The organism is Arthrobacter sp. PM3, from assembly GCF_003352915.1.
Lineage (GTDB): Bacteria > Actinomycetota > Actinomycetes > Actinomycetales > Micrococcaceae > Arthrobacter.
The window spans coordinates 3,845,765-3,866,859 of the sequence record NZ_CP022314.1 but is presented as its reverse complement, the minus strand read 5'-3'; the positions used below and the strand labels follow the sequence as shown (position 1 = coordinate 3,866,859).

The 21,095-nt window shown below is 70.5% G+C and carries 13 protein-coding genes and 1 riboswitch; of the genes, 6 read left to right on the top strand and 7 right to left on the bottom strand.

The window, feature by feature from the left end:
- Positions 1-161: 161 nt before the first annotated feature.
- Genes CFN17_RS17630 through CFN17_RS17620 form a run of 3 tightly spaced genes read right to left on the bottom strand, consistent with a single transcriptional unit; the run spans position 162 to position 4,812 of the window.
- The gene (locus tag CFN17_RS17630; RefSeq protein ID WP_208749001.1) at positions 162-1,130 is read right to left on the bottom strand and encodes an NAD(P)-dependent oxidoreductase; all 969 of its coding nucleotides are present in this window, start codon (positions 1,128-1,130) and stop codon (positions 162-164) included.
- Positions 1,127-3,796 carry an alpha/beta fold hydrolase gene (locus CFN17_RS17625; protein ID WP_208749000.1) on the bottom strand — a complete coding sequence of 890 codons (2,670 nt, stop codon included), beginning with the start codon at positions 3,794-3,796 and terminating at the stop codon, positions 1,127-1,129. Before CFN17_RS17625 ends, CFN17_RS17630 begins: the two co-directional genes overlap by 4 nt.
- Positions 3,790-4,812, bottom strand: coding sequence for a 3-oxoacyl-ACP synthase III (locus CFN17_RS17620; protein ID WP_208748999.1), 1,023 nt, complete (start codon positions 4,810-4,812; stop codon positions 3,790-3,792). Before CFN17_RS17620 ends, CFN17_RS17625 begins: the two co-directional genes overlap by 7 nt.
- Before the next feature lie 222 nt (positions 4,813-5,034).
- On the opposite strand from CFN17_RS17620, the gene smc reads away from it, so the two are divergent.
- Together smc and ftsY are read left to right on the top strand one after the other, a co-directional pair.
- Positions 5,035-8,658: a chromosome segregation protein SMC gene (gene smc / locus CFN17_RS17615; protein ID WP_208748998.1), complete on the top strand. Its 3,624-nt coding sequence runs from the start codon at positions 5,035-5,037 to the stop codon at positions 8,656-8,658.
- 73 nt (positions 8,659-8,731) lie between these two features.
- On the top strand, positions 8,732-9,946 hold the full coding sequence (ftsY, locus tag CFN17_RS17610; RefSeq protein ID WP_208748997.1) for a signal recognition particle-docking protein FtsY: 1,215 nt from the start codon (positions 8,732-8,734) through the stop codon (positions 9,944-9,946).
- Between the two features lie 91 nt (positions 9,947-10,037).
- Here the strand turns inward: ftsY and CFN17_RS17605 are convergent, their stop codons facing one another.
- Both CFN17_RS17605 and CFN17_RS17600 read right to left on the bottom strand, forming a co-directional pair.
- Positions 10,038-11,720 carry a hypothetical protein gene (locus CFN17_RS17605; protein ID WP_208748996.1) on the bottom strand — a complete coding sequence of 561 codons (1,683 nt, stop codon included), beginning with the start codon at positions 11,718-11,720 and terminating at the stop codon, positions 10,038-10,040.
- 40 nt (positions 11,721-11,760) lie between these two features.
- Complete coding sequence (locus CFN17_RS17600; protein WP_395925516.1) at positions 11,761-13,017, bottom strand: MFS transporter; 1,257 nt, start codon at positions 13,015-13,017, stop codon at positions 11,761-11,763.
- Positions 13,018-13,265: 248 nt separating this feature from the next.
- On the opposite strand from CFN17_RS17600, the gene CFN17_RS17595 reads away from it, so the two are divergent.
- Positions 13,266-14,630: an ammonium transporter gene (locus tag CFN17_RS17595; RefSeq protein ID WP_208748995.1), complete on the top strand. Its 1,365-nt coding sequence runs from the start codon at positions 13,266-13,268 to the stop codon at positions 14,628-14,630.
- Positions 14,627-14,965 carry a P-II family nitrogen regulator gene (locus tag CFN17_RS17590; protein WP_018773460.1) on the top strand — a complete coding sequence of 113 codons (339 nt, stop codon included), beginning with the start codon at positions 14,627-14,629 and terminating at the stop codon, positions 14,963-14,965. Before CFN17_RS17595 ends, CFN17_RS17590 begins: the two co-directional genes overlap by 4 nt.
- 124 nt (positions 14,966-15,089) lie before the next feature.
- Here the strand turns inward: CFN17_RS17590 and CFN17_RS17585 are convergent, their stop codons facing one another.
- Complete coding sequence (locus CFN17_RS17585) at positions 15,090-16,478, bottom strand: glucose-6-phosphate dehydrogenase (protein WP_208748994.1); 1,389 nt, start codon at positions 16,476-16,478, stop codon at positions 15,090-15,092.
- Between the two features lie 152 nt (positions 16,479-16,630).
- On the opposite strand from CFN17_RS17585, the gene ffh reads away from it, so the two are divergent.
- A complete protein-coding gene (gene ffh / locus CFN17_RS17580) occupies positions 16,631-18,217 on the top strand; it encodes a signal recognition particle protein (RefSeq protein WP_208748993.1) in 1,587 nt (528 codons plus the stop codon).
- Positions 18,218-18,288: 71 nt separating this feature from the next.
- Entirely contained in the window at positions 18,289-19,023 is a 735-nt protein-coding gene (locus tag CFN17_RS17575) for an alpha/beta fold hydrolase (RefSeq protein ID WP_208748992.1), read from the top strand.
- A gap of 73 nt (positions 19,024-19,096) precedes the next feature.
- Here CFN17_RS17575 and thiC read toward each other — a convergent pair whose 3' ends face one another.
- Complete coding sequence (gene thiC / locus CFN17_RS17570; protein WP_208748991.1) at positions 19,097-20,950, bottom strand: phosphomethylpyrimidine synthase ThiC; 1,854 nt, start codon at positions 20,948-20,950, stop codon at positions 19,097-19,099.
- A riboswitch (TPP riboswitch) is annotated at positions 20,946-21,053 on the bottom strand. Its footprint overlaps the gene before it by 5 nt.
- Positions 21,054-21,095 lie beyond the last annotated feature (42 nt).

Below are 21,095 nucleotides of genomic sequence, written 5' to 3'. Positions count from 1 at the left end.
TCCCAGCCGGGACGGCGTGAACCCGCCGGCCCGAACTGTGTCTAGCAACTCTTCGGCGCAAGCCTACGGTTCGCTCGGGGAAAATTCCTTGGGAAAAGCTTAGATACGCTTAATTTGGGGCAGGGGAAGTCCATTAATGGACGAAAAGTTGTCTCCGCGGGCTAAGGGCGGTAGTGCCGGGCGAGCCTGGCCAGGCCCTCGTCGAGCGACACGGCGGGGGCCCAGTGGAGGAGTTCGCGGGTCTCGCGCTGGTCAAACCAGTGGGCGGTGGAAAGCTGCTCGGCCAGGAACCGGGTCATCGGCGGTTCGTCGGCCCGGCCGGAACGGGTCCACGCCTTCTCGATCACGGAGCCGGCGGCCCGCGCGAGCCGGCCAGGCACCCGCCACGACGGCGCGGGGGCGCCGCCCGCGGCGCAGATGCCGGCCAGCAGTTCGCCCACCGGGCGCGGTTCGCCGTTCGTGACCACCAGCGCCCGGCCGTGGACATGCCCCATCCGGTGCAGCGCGGCGACGATGGCCGAGGCGGCGTTGTCCACGTAGGTGGTGTCGATCAGGGCCGCCCCGGCGTCAAGCAGCGGCAGGCGGTGGTGGCGGGCCCGGTCCAGGACCCGTTCCACCAGTTGCGTGTCGCCCGGGCCCCAGACGACGTGCGGGCGCACCGCCGTGACCCGGAAGCCGGGTGCGTCCGCGGCCAGTGCCAGGAGTTCGGCTTCGGCCTTGGTGCGGGAGTAGTCACCGTGTGCACGGACCGGGTCGGCGGGCCCGGCGCCCAGGCCGGCGATGGCGGCCCCGGAGTTGGCCACGGAGGGGGAGGAGACGAACACCACGTCCCGCACGCCGGCCGCGCGGGCCTCACGGAGCAGGCGGCGCGTGCCTTCAATGTTCACCTCGTCGAAATCCGCGGCGCGACCGGTGAAGGAGACCTTCGCCGCGAGGTGGATGACGCAGTCGGCGCCTTCGACGGCGCGGCGGACGGCGGCGTCGTCCGTGACGGACCCGGACAGGTCCGCCGCGCCCTCGACCCCCGAGGGCCGGCGCTGGAAGGTGCTGACCTCGTGGCCTTGGCGCACCAGCAAGCCTGCCACTTCGCGGCCGAGCAGGCCGCTCGCGCCGGTGACCAGGACCCTCACGGTGTCCCCGGACGCCCGCCGGCCAGTACCGCGGAAGCCCACCGGGCCAGGCGGGTCCTGTCGATCTTGGCGTTGTGCCGGATGTCGGTCGGCTGGGCGGGCACGGTGAGCACGGCGGAGACGCTGACGCCGGCCCGGCGGGCCGCAGCGCGCACGCGTCCGGCGAGCCCCGGCTCCGCGGGGCCGGCCCGCCGCGCCGGCGGCACCGTTTCGACGACGGCGACGACCGCCTGGGTGCCGGACGGCCCGACCCCGACGACGGCGGCCAGGCCGACGCCGTCCAGGCGCCCGATTTCCTGCTCGGCGCCGACCGGCGTGACCACCGCTTCCGGTGCGGTCACGATGTGCGCGAGGCGGCCTTCCACCCAGAGCCTTCCTGCGGCGTCGAAGTGCCCGACGTCGCCGGTGCGGTGCCAGCCCGGGGTGCGGACGCTGTCGCGCTGGGTCAGCCAGAGCCGGTCGTAGCTGTCCTTCATGTGCGGGGCGCTGACCAGGATCTCGCCGGTGACGCCTGGCTCCGTGACGGGGTTGTTTCCCGGGGCGGTGCCGTCCGCGGCGAGCGGGATGACGGCCAGGCGGGCGCCGTGAACCGGCAGGCCCACGCAGACGCCGTTGCCGGCCCCGGCCACGGTCCCGGCAGAGGCGTCGGCCTCGGCGGCGCGGATCTGCTCGAGGCTGATGTCGGAGACGGGCAGCGCCTCGGTCATCCCATACGGGGTGTGCAGTGAGGCCGCCGGCAGCAGGTGCTGCACCTGGGCCAGGAGCGGTTCGGGGACGGGCGCGCCGGCCGAGAGCAGCAGTTCGACGCGTCCCAGGGCTTGGTGCGCGGCGGGGTCGAGTCCGTCCCGGGTGGCCAGGACGTTGCCCAGGGCGGCGGGGGAGGCGAAGACCACCGTGGCGCCAATGGCCGCGGCGGCGTCTGCCAGCGCCCGGGCCGTGAGCGTGCGCGGCGCGGTGACGTCCATGGCGGGCGTCACCGAGACCGCGCCCAAGGCCGGGCCCAGCAGCGCGAACGGCGCGAACGCCGCCACCAGCCGCGCGCCCGGGCGGATCCCCAGCGTCGCGGCCACGGTGTCCCGCATCGCGGCGAGCTGCCGGTGCGTATAGCGGACGCCCTTGGCCGGCCCGGTGGAACCCGAGGTGAAGAGCACGGCGGCCGGCGCGTCCGGATCCGGTGCGTCCGCCGGAGCCGCCGGGCCGAGCGCGGTGCCGCGGCGGGCCAGGGCGGCGAGGGAGGTGTCGACGGCGAGGACCCGGCGGCGGGCGGCGGGCAGGTCCCGTACGCTGATGCGCCGCCCGGGCCAGCCCAGAGCCGCGGCAGCGGCGAGCGCCCTGTCGATGCCGATGAGGACGTCCGGGGTGGCGCCCTTCACGGCACGGCTCAGGCCGCGGGTGCCCAGGCCCGCGTCCGCCACCACCACGACGGCGCCGAGCCGCAGGCAGGCGTAGAGGACCACGGTCAGGTCCACGCCCGGCGGGACCATCAGGCTCACCCGGCTGCCGGGGCCGACGCCGGCGTCGCGCAGGCCGGCCGCGAGGGCGGCGACACGGTGGTCCAGCTCCTGCCAGCTCAGCGAGCGGGCCACGCTGCCGTCGGCGGCCATTTCCGCGACGGCGGTGTCCCCGCCGGCAGGTCCCGCCGCCAGGGCGTTGAGCGGCGCCCAGAGCGGCTCAGCCCCGGGCCCGGCGTGCTCTCGTTCGGCTCCGGGTGCCGCGGGCGCGTCCTGCGCCGCACTGCCCGGCCGTTCTGCGAGCCAGTCGAAGATGGGAGAGGCAATGTCACGGTCTTCGGCCACCAGGTGCCCGGCGCCCTCGAAGCGGTGCACCTGTGCGTGCGGCAGCCGGCCGATGAGGTCTTTGAGGTAGCGGTCGGAGAAGATCGGGTCCCGCGGGCCCCAGAGCATCAGGGCCGGGACGGTGAGCCCGCGCAGCCCTTCGGCGACGCCGTTGAGGGCCGGGTAGCTCGGGTGGGACGCGTCGGCGGGAATGTCAGCGACGAAGTTCCCCACGCCGGCGCGGCGGCCGGCGCCCCGGTACGGGGCCATGAAGGCGGCCCGGACGTCCGCGGCCAGCGGCGGGCGGGCCAGGGCATGCGTCACCCGAAGGAAGGAATCCGACGTCGTCGTTCCCCAGCGGTGCACGGCCGGGTGCAGGGCGAGCCGGAGCGCCGGCGGGATGGGGGTGCCGGCAGGCTGGTGGACGGCGGTGTTGGTCAGCACCACCCCGGCGAGCTGCTGCGGGTGCGCCAGGGCCCAGCCGAGGCTGATCACGCCGCCCCAGTCGTGGCCGACCGTGACAACCGGACCGTCCAGCCCGAGCGCGGCGGTGAGGTCGCCGAGGTCGTTGATCCGGTCGGCCAGGCGCCGGAACGTGCCGGTGCGTTCGGAGAAGCCCATGTCCAGCTGATCCACCGCCACCACGCGCCACGGCCGGGCCGGGCCGGAACCGGCGGCCAGCAGGGTCCGCCACAGGTAGGACCACGTCGGATTGCCGTGCACGCACAGCAGGGTGCCGGCGGGAGCGAGGCCGCGGCGGGCGAGCTGTGCGCCGTTGTCGAGCAGATGCCAGCGGCGCACGGTGCCGGGCGCATCGGCGGCGGAGGTCGAGGGGACATCAATTTCGCGGGACCACTCGGGGTCCACGCCGGTCCAGTCGGCGGCTACCAAACGATTTCCACCATGGCGGTGTTCAGCCCTGACCCGACGCCCATGCACAGCACCCGGTCCCCGGTCGCGAGAGTCTGTGCCTCGGCGGCGAGGGTCATGGGGAGGGAGGCCGGGCCCACGTTGCCCCAGTGCGGGAACGTGATGGGCACCTTGTCCGGGTCCAGGTCGATGGCGTCGATGATGGCCTGGGTGTAGGCGTTGCTGACCTGGTGGGTGACGTAGCGGTCCATCGAGGCCCAGTCCCATTCCGGCTGGGCCTCCCGCCAGGCGTCGACGACGAGCTGCAGGCCGCCGTCGAGCAGGCCTTTGGTGTCGGTGGCCATGCCGTCGATGCCGCCCACACACAGTTCATGGTGCTCGGTGCCGGCACGCATCACCCCGCCGACGATCCGGTGCCCGCCGGGGTGCTGGTCCGCCGGGCCCAGGACGGCGGCCGCGGCACCGGAGCCCAGGGTGAGGGTGGCGAACTCGCGGTTGAAATCCTCCCGGGTCGTCTCGGGGCGCTGCAGCCGGGCCAGGGTGGCCTCCTGGGTGGCCTGGGCGTCCTCGCCGTTGACGATCATCGCGTACTTGATCTGGCCGGAGTCGATCATGCTGGCCGCCAGGGTCATGCCGTTGACGAAACCGAGGCAGGCGTTGGCGAGGTCGAAGTTCATGGCCGACGACGGCAGGCTGAGCCCGTGATGGATCTTCACCGCGACGGACGGCTCCAGGTTGCGGCGCGTGACGGAAGTGTTGATCAGCAAGCCGACGTCGGCCGCCTCGATGCCGGACTCCGCCAGCGCCTTCGCGCCCGCCTCGATGGCGGCGTCGTCGAACGATGTCCCGGGGGCCCACCAGCGCCGGTGCGTGATCCCGGCGACCCGTTCGAGCAGCTTCGGCGGGAACTTCAGGCGCCGCAGGGTCGAGGCCAGCCTGCGGTCGAAATCCGTGGAACTGACGATCGTCGGAGCTTCGACACTGCTCACCGACAGCAACGCGGTGTTGTAGTGCCGGAATGTTGCATTCCCTACCAAATCAAGCCCCTGTTCATGTTCGTCCCGGGCCCCGGCGGTTGACTGCACCATCAAGCACAGGCCCAAGAGCTTAACTATGCCCGGTGCGGGCCAGTTCGCGCACATGCCGCCGGCGGCACCTGCGGCGGCTTCGCGCGGGGGTCTGCGCGGAATTACCGCTGCTCCGCAGTAGATTGTAAGTACTAGCGTGCCCCATCCGCCGAGCAGGAGACCAGAAACACCTTGCACCTCAAGAGCCTGACTGTCCGCGGATTCAAGTCGTTTGCCTCTGCGACGACCTTTGAATTCGAACCAGGCGTCACCGCCGTGGTGGGCCCCAACGGTTCGGGCAAGTCCAACGTGGTGGACGCGCTGGCCTGGGTGATGGGCGAACAGGGAGCCAAGACCCTGCGCGGCGGCAAGATGGAGGACGTGATCTTCGCGGGCACCTCGGGCCGGCCGCCCCTGGGCCGCGCCCACGTCTCGCTGACCATCGACAACACCGACGGCGCGCTCCCGATCGACTACAGCGAGGTGACGATCTCCCGCACCCTGTTCCGGACCGGCGGCTCGGAATACGCCATCAACGGTGCCGGCTGCCGGCTGCTGGACATCCAGGAACTGCTCTCCGACTCGGGCCTCGGCCGCGAAATGCACGTGATTGTCGGCCAGGGCCAGCTGGACCGGGTCCTGCACGCCACCCCGGAGGACCGCCGCGGGTTCATCGAAGAGGCCGCCGGCATCCTCAAACACCGCCGCCGCAAGGAAAAGACGGTCCGCAAGCTGGAAGCCATGCAGACCAACCTGTCCCGGCTCAGCGACCTCACCGGCGAAATCCGGCGGCAGCTCACACCGCTGGGCAAACAGGCGGAAGTCGCCCGGCGCGCCCAGACAGTCCAGTTCGAGGTCCGCGACGCGCGCTCCCGGCTCCTGGCCGACGACCTCGTCCAGTTGCAGTCCGCCCTGGCCCAGGACGTCGCGGACGAATCGGCGCTCAAGGCGCGCCGCGCCGTCGTCGAACGTGACCTCGACGCCGGACGGCAGCGCCAGGCCGCCCTGGAACAGCTCGCCGCCGAGGCGACGCCCGCGCTGAACGCCGCCCGGGACAACTGGTACGCGCTCTCCACCGGCCGGGAACGGCTCCGTTCCCTCGGCTCCCTCGCCGAGGAACGCCGCCGGCTGCTCGGCGCCGCGGACGTGGTCCCGGACACGGCCAGGGACCCGGACCAGCTGGAGAAGCAGGCCGGCCGCGTCCGCGAGGAGCAGGCCGGGCTGGAACAGCAGATCCTGGACCGGACGGCGGCCCTGGACGCCGCGACGGCGGCCAAGCAGGAGGCCGAACAGGCCGCCGCCGCCGAGGACAAACGTCTGGCCGCCCTGCTGCGGGCCGCCGCGGACCGGCGGGAGGGGCTGGCAAAGCTCGCCGGGCAGGTCGGCGCGGCCCGGTCCCGTGTGGAGGCGGCCCAGGCCGAGCTCGGCCGCCTCCGCGAATCGCAAAAGGCCGGCGACGAGCGCCGCCGGCAGGCGCAGAGCGAGTTCACCGCCCTGGAAGCCCAAGTAGCCGGGGTCGAAGACGGCGAGGAATCCCTCGACGCCGACTACGAGGCCGCCAGCGCGGACCTGGAGGCCATCCTCGCCGAAATTGATGAGCTGGAAGCGGCCGAGCGCGAGGGGGAGCGGGAACGCGGAGCCCTCACCGCCCGCCGGGATGCCCTGCAGCTGGGCCTGAACCGGAAGGACGGATCCGGGCACGTGCTCGACGCCGGGCTGTCCGGGCGCCTGGCCGCCGGCGTCCTGGGATCCTTGGCCTCCCTGATCACGGTCGAGGCCGGATATGAGCCGGCCATCGCCGCCGCGCTCGGCACCGCTTCCGACGCCGTGGTGGTCCGGGACCGGGAGACGGCCGCCGCCGCCGTGCGCATGCTGCGCGAGGACGACGCCGGCCGCGCCGCCCTGCTGCTGGCCGATGCCCCGGCTCCCGGCGCCGTCCCCGACGGCGCTGTGCCTACCGAAGACGATGTGCTGCCCGCCGGCGCGCGCTGGGCCGCGGAGCTCGTCTCGGCTGTGGACGCCGGCGCTGCGGGGCTGCCGCTCGCCGGGCTGCTGGCCGGCGTCGCCGTCGTCGACGACCTGACGGCGGCGGCGCAGCTGATCGCCGCCCATCCCGGGCTGACCGCTGTCACCCGGGCAGGGGACGTCTGCACCGCACTGACCGTCGTGGGCGGCTCGGCGACGGCGCCGTCCTTGCTGGAAGTCCAGGCCGCCGTCGACGACGCCGCCGCCCGGCTGGCCGAGGTCACCGCCGGGCTCGAACGCAACCGTTTCGCCCTGGCCGCCGCCCGGGCCCGGCGCGGCGACGCCCAGGACCGCGCGGACGCCGCCCTCGCCAAACTCCACGACTCCGATGCGAAACTTGCCGCCGTCGCCGAACGCCTGGGCCACCTCAACGCCGTGTTGCGCGGCGCCGTCGGCGAAAGCGAACGCCTCACCGCGTCGCTGTCCCGCGCCGAAGCCGGCATCGCCAGCGAACAGGAGGCCCTCGAAGCGGTCACGGCCCGGCTCGCCGCCGCCCAGGAGGCCCCCGCCGAGGCCGAACCCTCCCCGGAACACCGCGACGCCCTGGCCCTGGCCGCCTCGCTGGCGCGCACCGCCGAAATGGAGGCCCGGCTCGCCCTGCGCAGCGCCGAGGAGCAGCTCACGGCCACCCGCAACCGGGCGGCCTCCCTTGAGCGGGCCGCCGCCACCGAGCGGCGCGCCCGCGAGGAAGCGGCGGAACGGGCCCGCCGCCGCCGGCTCCAGGCCCGGCGCGCCGCCGCCGTCGCCGATGCCGTGCAGCACGTGACAGCGTTCATCGACGTCTCCGTGGAACTGGCCCGCCGGGAGCGTGACAGCGCGGAGGAACGCCGGGACGGGATGGAACGCGACCTTGCCGCGGTCCGCACCGCCAACGACGCCCTGGCCCGCGAACTGGCCGAACTCACCGACTCCGTGCACCGCGACGAGCTTGCCCGCGCCCAGCAGCGGCTCCGGATCGAGGCGCTGGAACTCAAAAGCGTGGAGGACCTGGGCCTCACAGCCGACCAGCTCGTGGCCGACTACGGCCCGGACCAGCCCGTCCCGGTGCCCGCCGCCGCAACGGCGGACAAGTGGGCCGCCCTGCGCGCCCCGGTGGACGAGGACGGCCGCGAGATCCTCGAAGGCGTGCCCTTCGTCCGCGAGGAACAGGAAAAGCGGCTGCGGCGCGCCGAACGTGATCTCGCCGCGCTGGGCAAGGTCAACCCGCTGGCGCTTGAGGAATTTGCGGCGCTCGAGGAACGACACCAGTTCCTCAGCACCCAGCTCGAGGACCTCAAGTCCAGCCGGAAGGACCTGCTGGACATCATCAAGGAAGTCGACGAGCGTGTGCAGCGGGTCTTCGCCGAAGCGTTTGAGGACACCTCCCGGCAGTTTGTCCGGGTCTTCGCCCGGCTGTTCCCCGGCGGGGAAGGCCGGCTGGTCCTGACCGACCCGTCGGACATGCTCACCACGGGCATCGAGGTGGAAGCCCGCCCGGCCGGCAAGAAAATCAAACGGCTCTCGCTGCTCTCCGGCGGGGAACGGTCGCTGACGGCCGTGGCCCTGCTCGTGGCCATTTTCAAGGCCCGACCCTCGCCCTTCTACGTCATGGACGAGGTCGAGGCCGCGCTGGACGACACCAACCTGGGCCGGCTCATCACCGTCTTCGAGGAGCTGCGCGAATCCAGCCAGCTGATTGTCATCACACACCAGAAACGCACCATGGAAGTCGCCGATGCCCTGTACGGAGTCACAATGCGCGGCGACGGCGTGTCCACTGTGATCAGCCAGCGGCTCGGCGCCGACGTGTAGGCCGGCCGCCGGGGACCAGGCGTGGCGAAAGCGCTGGCCACGGCCTGTTTGGGGTTTGTGAGAAGCTAGGGGAGTGAACGACATCCTCCCCATTATTTTGCCCATCCTCGCTGTCCTGGTGGTCCTTGGTGCGCTGATTCCGGTGCTCATGAAGACCCGGAAGAACACCAAAAACTATCCCGGCCCGCGGGATGCAAATGATCCCGTGCAGGCGCCGGGAGCCGGGACCCTGGTGGAAGACCGGCCGGCACCGGCGCCGGCCCCGGAACGGGCGGCCCCGAAGGAAACCGACCTCGAGGGCCTGGAAACCGTCGAGGTGCCGGACACCGTCGCGGGACTGGAAACCGTGCCGGTGGAGACGCCGCTGCCGGTGGCGGGACGCCTCACCCGGCTGCGCGAGCGGCTGGTCAAGTCCAACAACATCCTGGGCAAGGGACTGCTGGCCCTGTTGTCGGCGGACAAGATCGACGAGAACGTCTGGGACGAGGTGGAGGAAACCCTCCTGCTGGCCGACCTCGGCACCGAACCGACCATGCAGCTCGTGGACGCGCTCCGCGAACGCGTCAAAGTGATCGGCACCCGGGATCCCGAGCACGTCAAGGCCTTGCTCCGCGAGGAACTGATCAAGCTCGTGGACCCCACGATGGACCGCAGCCTGAACGTCGAACGCCACGCCGACAAGCCGGCCGTGATGATGGTGGTGGGCGTCAACGGCGTCGGCAAGACCACCACCGTGGGCAAGCTCGCCCGCGTGCTCGTGGCCGAGGACAAAGACGTGCTGCTCGGTGCGGCCGACACCTTCCGCGCCGCCGCCGCCGAACAGCTCGCCACGTGGGGCCAGCGCGTCGGCGTTCCCACGGTGAAGTCGGACATCGACGGCGCGGACCCGGCGTCGGTGGCGTACGAGGCCGTCCAGGCGGGCATCGACCAGGAGGTCGACGTCGTCATGATCGACACCGCGGGCCGCCTGCAGAACAAGGTGGGCCTCATGGACGAGCTCGGCAAGGTCAAACGCGTCATCGAAAAGCTTGCCGAAGTGGATGAGGTCCTGCTGGTCCTGGACGCCACCACCGGCCAGAACGGGCTCAACCAGGCCCGCGTGTTCTCCGAGGTGGTCAACATCACCGGCATCGTCCTGACCAAACTGGACGGCACCGCCAAGGGCGGGATCGTCGTGGCCATCCAGAAGTCGCTCGGCGTCCCGGTCAAGCTGATCGGCCTGGGTGAAGGTGCCGATGACCTCGCGCCGTTCGACGCCGAAGGGTTCGTGGACGCGCTGCTGAACTGACCCCGCCCACCCAAGAGGTTCAACGCAAAGGTGCCCCGGTCCACAGGACCGGGGCACCTTTTTGCCGCCGTGGTGACGGCCCGCTATGCGGCTAGTACGTGAAGTTCAGCACCGTGACCGTTCCGGCGGTCAGCTTGAACTGCTGGGTGCTGGACTTGTACGTGAAGCCGGGCACGGTGGGGCGTTCGGCGATCGGCTTCGCCGCGGCCTTGGCGCCGTCGATCACGGTCTGGTCCTCGGCCTTGTAGCTGGGGCCCTGCAGCTGGGTCATCGTCCCGGTCACGGGCTTGCCCGGCAGGGTCAGGGTGACGTCCGTCTGCGCGGCCTTCTCGGGATCGTTCTCGTTCACGAGCACCACGGTGGTGCTGCCGTCCGCGTTCTGCAGGGCGTAGCTGAAGGCCAGTCCGCCCCCGGAGCTGTCCAGCTTCATGAACTTGCCGGCGTCGAGTCCGGCCACCAGGGAAATACCGAAGAAATTGGCCCGGCCGGACATCTGGCCGTTGCCGAACGGGTAGGAGCCTGCGCTGCAGATGGCGGACAGGGGCGGGCCGCCCTTGCAGGTCAGCAGGGAACTGTGGAAGCCGATCCGGGTGATCCCCAGCTGTGCGGCGTTCAGCGCGTAGTCCGCCGCCCACAGGGCCGAGCCGTGGGTGCGGGAGGTCTCGTTCGAGCCCGGGCAGGCCGCGATTCCGGTCTCCGGCAGCCACGTCTCCAAGCCGGCGGCCTGGCCGACCTTCAGGGCCGACTTCTGGTAGTCCGCCGCACGGTCATGCATCAGCTGGCTCATCAGGTTGGCCATGGTCGGGGAACCCTTGGGGTCGCTGCCGTCGCAGCTGTACAACGGGTAGTTGTGGAACGTCAGGATCTTCTTCTGCGGAATGTCCGCATCGACGAACGGCTGCCACCACTTCGAGTCATATGCGCCCGGGCCGGAAATCGGCACGTTCGGGGCCACCGCGTAGATGGCGTTGGCGTAGTCCTTCAGTTCCCGGACGTACTGCTCCAGGCTGTAGCCGCTGCCGGTCTTGACGTCGTTGAACACGAAGCCGTTGGGCTCGTTACCCACCGTAATGCTCAGCAGCCGGTCACCGAAGATCTCCGAGGCATGCTTGGCCATGTCCGCCGCCCGGGCAGGATCGTAGTGGCCCAGGTCCACGGTGAGGCTGACCTTGGCGTTCCCGGCGTCCAGGAGCGTCTTCAGCCGGGCCAGGTCCGCCGGGCCGACGGCCTTGACCGGGTGCGTCTTGTCGCCCTTGTAGCTGGCGGGCACGCCCTCGCCCGTGGACGTCCACAGGAACCGCCGGTCCACGGCGTTGCCGCCAAAGCGCAGGACCGGCTGGTCGAGTTCCTTGAGGAGCTTGACCATTGACGCGTTGTCCGCGCTGAGGTCCGGGTCGGCCAGATCCGTGGCCTCCAGCGAGATTCCCGTCAGTCCCTTGTTCAGGGAGGTGCCCACCAGGTCCGGGGAGACGTTGACCCGCAGGGGCTGGACCGCCTCCAGCGGCGAACCGGCCGGCGGCCCCGGCTGCGAGTAGTACTTCACCGGCGGCCCGACCTCGGTGACGGTCGGCGTCGGGGCCGGCGTGTCGGACGCCGACGGCGGCACGGGCGCGGGGCCGTTGAGGGACAGTGGAATCAGTACGGCCGTGGCCACGAGGGCGGCGGCGATTCCGGCGCCGGCGATGAGCCGGCCGCGCTTCCGCGTCGCCGCGTTGGCGGGTTTGTCGGGGTCGGGGACTTCGGCTTTTCCAGGGGAAGAGTCGAATCTGGCCATGGGGGATTACCTCCGGACGGTTGTGGCAAGTGTCCCCAGCTTAGCCAAGGCCGGAGGACCCCGCTGACCGCCGGAACGTCTCCCGCGCCGGCAGCCACACGGCCGCGGCGGCCAGCAGCATGCCGCCGGTAACGCCGAAGGCCCAGCCGTAGCCGAGCCGGTCCGCCAGCAGTCCGGCCACCACGGGGCCGACGATCGCACCGCTGTCCGAGGCCATCTGGAAGACGGCGAGCACGCGGCCGCCGGAGCGCTCGTTGCCGATGACGTCCGCGATGGCGGCCTGCTGCGCCGGTCCCAGCAGCCCGGAGCCGATGCCGGCACAGGCGGAGGCCAGCAGGAACCAGGGCAGCTGGTGCGTGAACCCGATGGCCGCCGTGGCCGTGCCGGTGACGAGCAGCCCGGCCAGCAGGAGCGGCTTGCGGCCGAGGTTGTCCGCGAGCCGGCCGGAGAACGTCAGGGCCACCGCGTTGCCGCCGGCAAACACGGCCAGGGCCCAGCCGGCGGACTCCGGTCCGGCGCCGAGGGCCGCGACGGCGAACAGCGGCACTGTCGCCATCCGCACGCCGAAGGTGGCCCAGCCGTTGGCAAAGCTCGAAAAGAGGCCGGCCCGGTACGCGCTGTCCCGCAGCGCGTCCTTCAACTCCATCGCCGGGGCCGCGGCGCCGTCCTGCCGTGCGGCGGCAGGGATGTGGCTGAGCTGGGTCTGCACCACAAGCGCCGCGAGCAGCAGGGCCGCGGCGTAGGCGAGGAACGGCACCCGCAGGCCGAACCCGGCGAGCAGGCCGCCGACGATCGGGCCGCAGACGTTGCCGATCAGGAACGCCGAGGCGTAGGCCCCGGACACGCGGCCCCGGCTTTCCGGCGGAGCGAGCCGGACCACGAGCGCCATGGACGCCACGGTGAACATCACCGACCCGGCGCCGCCGAGCCCGCGGAAGACCAACAGCTGCCAGTAGTCCTGCGCGAACGCGCAGGCCGCCGTCGACGCCGCCACGATGAGCAGGCCGGCGACGTAGACGGGCCGTTCGCCCAGCCTGACGATCAAGGCGCCGCCGGCCGGGGCGAAGACGAGCCGCATGAACGCAAAGATGCTCACGATCACGGCCGCCGCCGTCGCGCCGACGTCGAAAGTGGTCGCGAACTGGGGCAAGACCGGCGCGACGAGGCCAAAACCAATGGCGATCAGGAACGCGGCGACCAGCATCACCTTGATGTCCCGGGGCAGCCGGGCCCGGCCCTGCGCCCGGGAAGGCACTGTGGACGCGGCTTCGCCGGCGGGGCGTGGGGTGTTGCTCATAGTGCGGTGATCCTTGGGTCGGAGCGGGCCGGCGGGCTGCCGGGCGGCGGTCGCGGAATTATGCGGGTGAAACATAACCGTAACAAGTGTGAGATGCACCATTTACGTCCGGGAGGTTCTTGTAACAAGGCGGCAATGTAAATCCTCCGCCAGCGAAACACAGCGCCGCGACACTCGTTGTAGAACGCAAATAATGCGTTGGGACCGGCGGACTACTCCGCACCTGATAGCAAGAGAGGACGCAGACCATGGAACTCACCGCAGGTCTCGTTTGGCTCCTGGTCGCCGCGGCACTCGTGCTGTTCATGACCCCGGGCCTGGCATTCTTCTACGGCGGCATGACGCGTGCCAAGTCGGCTTTGAACATGATGATGATGAGCTTCGTCGCAATCGGAACCGTTGGCATCATGTGGGTTCTGTGGGGCGCTTCGATGGCGACGAGCAACGAGGACAACTTCTTCCAGATCTTCGCCAACCCGTTCAGCCACTTCGGCCTCCACGGCTTCACCGACCCGGCCGACCTGCTCAAGGTCGGCTACGCGGCCACGTTCGCCATTATCACGGTGGCCCTGATCTCCGGTGCGGTCGCGGACCGTGCCAAGTTCTCCGCCTGGGTGGTCTTCACCCCGATCTGGGCCACGCTCGTCTACGCTCCGATGGCGTTCATGGTCTGGGGCGGCGGCCTCTTCTCTGCTGACGGCTGGTTCGGCCAGACGTTCGCGCCGGTCATCGACTTCGCCGGCGGCACCGTGGTCCACATCAACGCCGGCGTCGCGGGCCTGATCCTGGTCCTGATCATCGGCAACCGCAAGGGCTTCGGCAAAGACCCGAACCACCGCCCGCACAACATCCCGTTCGTGATGCTCGGCGCCGCGATCCTGTGGTTCGGCTGGTTCGGTTTCAACGCCGGTGCCGCTGCCACTGTTGAACAGGCCGGCCTGATCTGGATCAACACCCTGGCCGCCCCGGCCGCCGCCATGCTCGGCTGGCTCGCCGTCGAACGCTTCCGCGACGGTCACCCGACCTCCCTCGGTGCCGCCTCGGGGGTCGTCGCCGGCCTCGTGGCCATCACGCCGGCCTGCGCCAACGTCTCCCCGCTCGGTGCGATCGCCCTCGGCGTTGCCGCCGGTGTGGCCTCGGCGCTCGCCGTCGGCCTGAAGTTCAAGTTCGGCTACGACGATTCGCTCGACGTCGTCGGCGTGCACCTGGTCGCCGGTGTTGTCGGCACCGTGGCCATCGGTTTCCTGGCCACCCCGACCCAGGGCGCTGCCGGCCTCTTCTACGGCGGCGGCACCACCCAGCTCGTCGCCCAGAGCCTCGCGGCCCTGATGTCCATCGTCTTCACCGCGATCATGACGTTCGTCATCGCCTTCCCGATCCACAAGCTCATGGGCTTCCGGGTCTCCCAGGAGCAGGAAGTCGTGGGTGTTGACCTCAGCCTGCACGCCGAGACCGCGTACGAGTTCGGCGTCGGCGGCCACGGCGGCAGCTTCCAGCCGCTGCACGAGATCATCACGGGCAAGACGGGCGAGGACGCGGTCCTGGCAGCTCCGGTGGACGCCACGTCCAACGGCAAGAAGAACGCAACGGGTAAGGAAAGTGTGGGGGCATGAAACTGATCACGGCAATCGTCCGTCCGGAAAAGCTTGAGGCAATCCGCGAAGGCCTGGAAGCCTACGGCGTGCAGGGCCTCACGGTCAGTGCGGCCAGCGGCTACGGCCGGCAGCGCGGCTACACCGAGGTGTACCGCGGTGCTGAATACAACGTGGACCTCCTGCCCAAGATCCGGGTCGAAGTACTGGCCACCGACGAACAGGCCGACGACATCCTCGATGTCATCATCGCCAGTTCAAACACCGGCCGGGCCGGCGACGGAAAGGTCTGGACGATGGATGTGTTCGAGGCCGTCAGGGTCCGCACCGGGGAGCGCGGCGCGGCGGCCATCTAGCCCCCGCACCGCGGACCGCGGCCACAGCGACGGCGGCACTGACACAGCGGGCCGGATGCCTGAAAAGGCATCCGGCCCGCTTCTTTGTGCCCGGTGCGGTCTTGTGCCCGACGGCGGCTGCTGGCTACGCCGGCCAGCCCTCCGGCCCGGTGCTTCCGGCGGGATACTCCTCCAGGGGGACATGCCCCGCGGCCCAGGACTTCAGGACCGGTGCCAGGATGCGCCAGCAGTCCTCCGCGGTGTCGGCCCGCACGGAGAGCAGGGGATCGCCGGTCAGGACGCCCTCCAGCACCTCGCCGTAGGGCAGGAGGTCCGAGGCGCTCAGCTCGGCCTCCAACACGGCCCGGTCCAGGCTGAGGACATCGCCCGGGCCGTTCACATCGACGTCGAACTGCAAGGTGTCCGGACCGAACCCGATCCGCAGCCGGTTGGGCGCATCCACGCCGGTGAATCCCTTGGGCAGGTGCGGCACCGGCCGGAAGGTCACCACGGCTTCCTTGCGCTTGCGGCCCAGCGCCTTGCCGGAGCGCAGGATGAACGGCACGCCCTGCCAGCGCCAGTTGTCGATCCCCACCTGCACCTCGGCCAGGGTCTCCGTGTTGCGGGACGCGTCCACGCCGGTTTCCTTGGCGTAGTCCGGAATCCTGCGCCCGTCGATGGACCCCGCCGTGTACCGGGCCCGCCGGGTGCTCTGCCGGTACGGGGCGCTGATGCTGCTGGCGCGCAGCACCGTGGCCACGGCGTCACGCAGATCGCGTTCGTCCACGGAGGCCGGCGGTTCGATCGCCATGAGGGCCATGATTTCCAGGAGGTGGCTTTGGATCATGTCCCGGAGGGCGCCGGCGCCGTCGTAGTAGCGGGCGCGGCCCTCGAGGGCGAGGTCCTCGTCGAAGACGATCTCGATTTTCTCGATGTACTGCCGGTTCCACACCGGTTCCAGGAAGGCGTTGGCGAAGCGCAGGCCCAGGATGTTCAAGACGGTTGCCTTGCCCAGGAAGTGGTCCACCCGGTGGATGTGGTCCTCCGGAACCAGGGCCGCCAGTGTCTTGTTCAGGTGCCGGGCGGACGCCTCGTCCGAGCCGAACGGTTTCTCCATCACCAGCCGGGTGCCGGCGGGCACGTCCTCGGGGGCCAGGGCCTCGCACGCGAGCTGGCTGATGCGCGGCGGGAGGGCGAAGTAAACCGCCACCGGCCCTTCCAGCTCCGCCAGCAGCGCGGCGAGCTCGCCCTTGGCCGTGACGTCGAGCTGATGATAGGCGCTTTCCTGGCGGATCCGCTTCAGCTCACGCTTGCCGTAGGCATCGGCCTGCGAGTTCTCATCGGCGAAGGACTCCTCAAGCCGGTCCTCCCACTGACCGGCCGTCCAGGGATCCGATCCCGCGCCGGCCAGGACGAGCCCGTCGGCGCGGCCCCGGCCCACCAGGCGGGCCAGCCCGGGCAGCAGGAGCCTGCCGGTAAGATCGCCGGAGGCACCAAGGATGAGCAGGGTTTTTACAGTTGTTTGGCTGGTCACCTAAGCCAGCATGCCATCTTGAACTCGCATCTTGGTACCCTAGATAGTCGAGTCCCGTTGTCGAGGCGGTTCGTTCCGGCGAATGCCAGTCGAGACGCTGGCGTGCCGGACCGGACGCCACCTGTAGATCCACTGAAAGAAGTGCACGGCGCGTGTTCAATTCACTCTCTGACCGGTTGACAGCAACCTTCAAGAACCTCCGTGGCAAAGGCCGCCTGTCCGAGGCGGACGTTGACGCCACGGTCCGCGAAATCCGTCGCGCCCTCCTGGACGCCGACGTCGCCGTTCCCGTGGTCCGGGAATTCACCGGCCGCGTGCGCGAGCGTGCCCTCGGGGCGGAGGTCTCAGGGGCGCTGAATCCGAGCCAGCAGATCGTGAAAATCGTCAACGAGGAGCTCGTGGAGATCCTCGGCGGCGAAACCCGCCGGATCCGCCTGGCCAAGACCGGCCCCACTATCATCATGCTCGCGGGCCTCCAGGGTGCCGGCAAGACCACCCTGGCCGGCAAGCTGTCCAAGTGGCTCAAGGCCCAGGGCCACAGCCCCATGCTGGTCGCCTGCGACCTCCAGCGCCCCAACGCCGTCACCCAGCTGCAGGTGGTCGGCCAACGCGCCGGCGTGCCCGTCTTCGCCCCCCACCCGGGCGCCACGTCCACCGAACTCGACCACCCCGCCGGTGACCCGGTCGCCGTCGCCCGCGCCGGCGTCGAGGAAGCCAAGCGCACCCTGCACGACGTCGTGATCGTGGACACCGCCGGCCGGCTCGGCGTCGACGCCGACATGATGGAACAGGCACGCCAGATCCGCCGGGCGATCGTCCCGAACGAAGTGCTGTTCGTGATCGACTCCATGATCGGACAGGATGCCGTCAACACGGCCATGGCCTTCGATGAGGGCGTCAACTTCACCGGCATCGTGCTCTCCAAGCTCGACGGCGACGCCCGCGGCGGCGCCGCGCTTTCCGTCGCGTCCGTCACGGGCAAGCCCGTCATGTTTGCGTCCACCGGCGAGAACCTGGACGACTTCGAGCTCTTCCACCCGGACCGCATGGCCTCCCGCATCCTGGACATGGGCGACGTCCTCACCCTGATCGAGCAGGCCGAGAAATCCTGGGACAAGGACGAAGCCGCCCGGATGGCGAAGAAGTTCGCCGACCAGGAAGACTTCACCCTGGACGACTTCCTGGCCCAGATGCAGCAGATCCGCAACATGGGCTCCATGAAGAAGATGCTCATGATGATGCCCGGCGCGCAGAACATCCGGCAGCAGCTCGAGCAGTTCGACGAGCGCGAGATCGACCGCGTCGAGGCCATTGTCCGGTCGATGACCCCGCACGAACGCGTGGCTCCCAAGATCATCAACGGCTCCCGCCGGGCCCGCATCGCCCGCGGCTCCGGTGTCCACGTCTCCGAGGTCAACGGCCTGCTGGAGCGCTTCGCCCAGGCCCAGAAGATGATGAAGAAAATGGCCGCCGGCGGCGGCATGCCGGGGATGCCCGGAATGCCCGGCATGGGTGCCGGCGGTGCCCGGAAGGGAGCCAAGAACGCGCCGAAGAAGAAGGCCCGCTCCGGCAACCCGGCGAAGGCGGCGCAGGAACTGCGCGACGCCGAGGCCCGGCGCGCCGCCGGCGCCAAGGCCCTGCCCACCGGAGCGTCGTTCGGCCAGCAGGGCGGCGACTTCGACCCGTCCCAGCTGAACCTGCCCAAGGGCTTTGACAAGTTCCTCGGCGGCAGCAAGTAGCCGCACAGGGCTGATGCCGCCGCCGCTGTGTCGCCGGCGGCATCAGCCCTGAAGTGCCATAGGGTTAGACCATGTTCAAGCAGCGCGTAGTCTTCGTCCACGGGGACGGCAGCTTCGGCGCCGCCGCGTGGCCAAAGCAGCACGGGATGGCACTGGACTACGACGCCCTGTTCCTGCGCCGGCACGGCTTCGACGCCGCCGCGGAACCGCTCGAATCCGACTTCACCGCCGACGCCGCAATCGTCCTGGCATCCCTGGCCGACGACGGCCGCGGCGAGTCCGGCGGCCATGTCGTAGCGCATTCACAAGGTGCCATCGCCGCCATGATGGCCGCCGTCGAACGCCCCGACCTCGTCCGGTCCCTGACCCTGGTGGAACCGGCCTGCCTGTCCCTGACCGCGGAGCTCCCGGCCACCGCCGCGCACCGGGCCCTCATGCAGCCCCTCTTCGACGTCCGGAACAACCTCAGCGACGACGACTTCCAGCGCGAGTTCATCCGCCGGGCGTTCTCCGCCGAGGCCCCGGGGGCCACCACCCCCGAAGCCCGCCGGGCCGCGCGCCGGCTGCGCCTGCAGGCGCCGCCGTGGGAGGCGCCACTGCAGATCGTCCCGGGGGTGCCGACCCTGGTCCTGACCGGCGGCTGGGAACCGCTGTACGAGGAGATCGCCGGGTACCTGCGCGAAACCGGCGCGCTGCACCGCACCGCCGCCGGAGGGCACCGGCCCCAGGACTCGGCCGAAGGGGACCGGGCCATCCGCTCGTTCATTGCCGAGGTCAGCCGGCACCAGCACGCCCGCGCGTCCTAGGCTTCACCCCGGGACTGCGCGCCGGGGGACCGCGGGCGCCCCCCCCCGCAGGGAGGGCGCCCGGACTGCAGAACTAGGCCTGCACGCCGACGGTGGGTTCGGGCAGGTAGACCTTGCCGCCGGAGGCCAGGAACTCGTTGCTCTTGGCCTGCATCCCGGCGGCCATTTCGGCCAGCGCTGCCTGTGAATCAGCGGATCCGTACTCGTTGCGGATGTCCTGGCTGATCCGCATGGAGCAGAACTTGGGCCCGCACATGGAGCAGAAGTGCGCCGTTTTCGCCGGTTCGGCGGGGAGCGTCTCATCGTGGAATGCCTCGGCCGTCACCGGGTCCAGGGACAGGGCGAACTGGTCCCGCCAGCGGAACTCGAACCGTGCCTTGGACAGGGCATCGTCGCGTTCGTGGGCTCCGGGGTGGCCCTTGGCGAGGTCGGCGGCGTGGGCCGCGATCTTGTAGGTGATCACGCCGGTCTTCACGTCGTCCTTGTTCGGCAGCCCCAGGTGTTCCTTGGGTGTGACATAGCAGAGCATGGCCGTGCCGTAGCGGGCGATCTCGGTGGCGCCGATCGCTGAGGTGATGTGGTCATAGCCCGGCGCGATGTCGGTCACCAGCGGACCCAGCGTGTAGAAGGGTGCTCCCTTGCAGAGTTCCTGCTGGCGCTCCACGTTTTCCCGGACGAGGTGGAACGGCACGTGCCCCGGACCTTCCACCATGACCTGCACGTCGAACTCCCAGGCCCGCTGCGTCAGCTCGGCCAGGGTGTCGAGTTCGGCGAACTGCGCGGCGTCGTTGGCGTCCGCCGTCGCGCCCGGCCGCAGCCCGTCCCCGAGCGAGAACGCGACGTCGTACTGAGCGAAAATCTCGCACAACTCATCGAAGTGGGTGTACAGGAAGTTCTCCCGGTGGTGCGCAAGGCACCAGCCGGCCATGATGGACCCGCCGCGGGACACGATGCCGGTGACCCGGTTGGCCGTCAGCGGCACATACCGCAGCAGCACCCCGGCGTGGATGGTCATGTAGTCCACGCCCTGTTCGCACTGCTCGATCACGGTGTCCCGGAAGATCTCCCAGGTCAGCGCGTTCGCCTCGCCGTTGACCTTCTCCAGGGCCTGATAGATCGGGACGGTGCCGATGGGGACGGGGGAGTTGCGGATGATCCATTCACGGGTCGTGTGGATGTCGTCCCCGGTGGAGAGGTCCATCACGGTGTCCGCACCCCACTGGGTGGCCCACTGGAGCTTGTCGACCTCCTCGGCGATGGAGCTGGTCACGGCGGAGTTGCCGATGTTCGCGTTGATCTTCACGAGGAACGCCTTGCCGATGATCATCGGCTCGGACTCGGGGTGGTTGATGTTGCTGGGGATGATGGCCCGGCCGGCCGCCACCTCGCTGCGGACCAATTCCACATCACAGTTCTCCCGCACCGCCACGAACCGCATTTCGGGCGTGATCACGCCCTGCCGGGCGTAGTGCATCTGGGTCACCGTCCTGCCTTCGACGGCGCGGCGGGGCACCGGCGGGGCGCCCTTCCACTCGGCCGAGGCGGCGCCGCGGCGGACGGCGGACCTGCCGTCGTCGAGCAGGTTCCGTTCCCGGCCACTGTACGGCTCCGTGTCACCGCGCCCGGCGATCCATTCGCTGCGGAAAGGCGCGAGGCCCACGACCGGGTCGCTGCCCGGCCCGGCCGTGCGGTAGACCCGGAACGGCGGGTTCTGTGCGCCGCCCGGCGAGGGCTCCAGGGCGATCTCGGTGACCGGGACGCGGATGCCGTGCTCCGGGTCCGTGTCGAAGGCCAGCGAATGGGACTTCAGCGACTGGGACTTCAGCGACTGGGTCGGGGCCGGCTGGGTCGTGGCCGGCTGGTCGGCTGCCTCCGTGCGGACGGGCTGGTTTTGGGCAGGGCTGTGCTGTGTTTCTGTGGTGCTCAAAGGATTACTCACTTCCTTCGCCGGCATTACCCGGACAGGTTCAACGGTCGCAGGCCGCGTCAGCCCGATCTCAGCCCCTGCAAGGGCACCCGTGTGGTCGTAGACGAAGCTATCACGCTGCGCCGCAGTCCCGCGGAGTGTGACG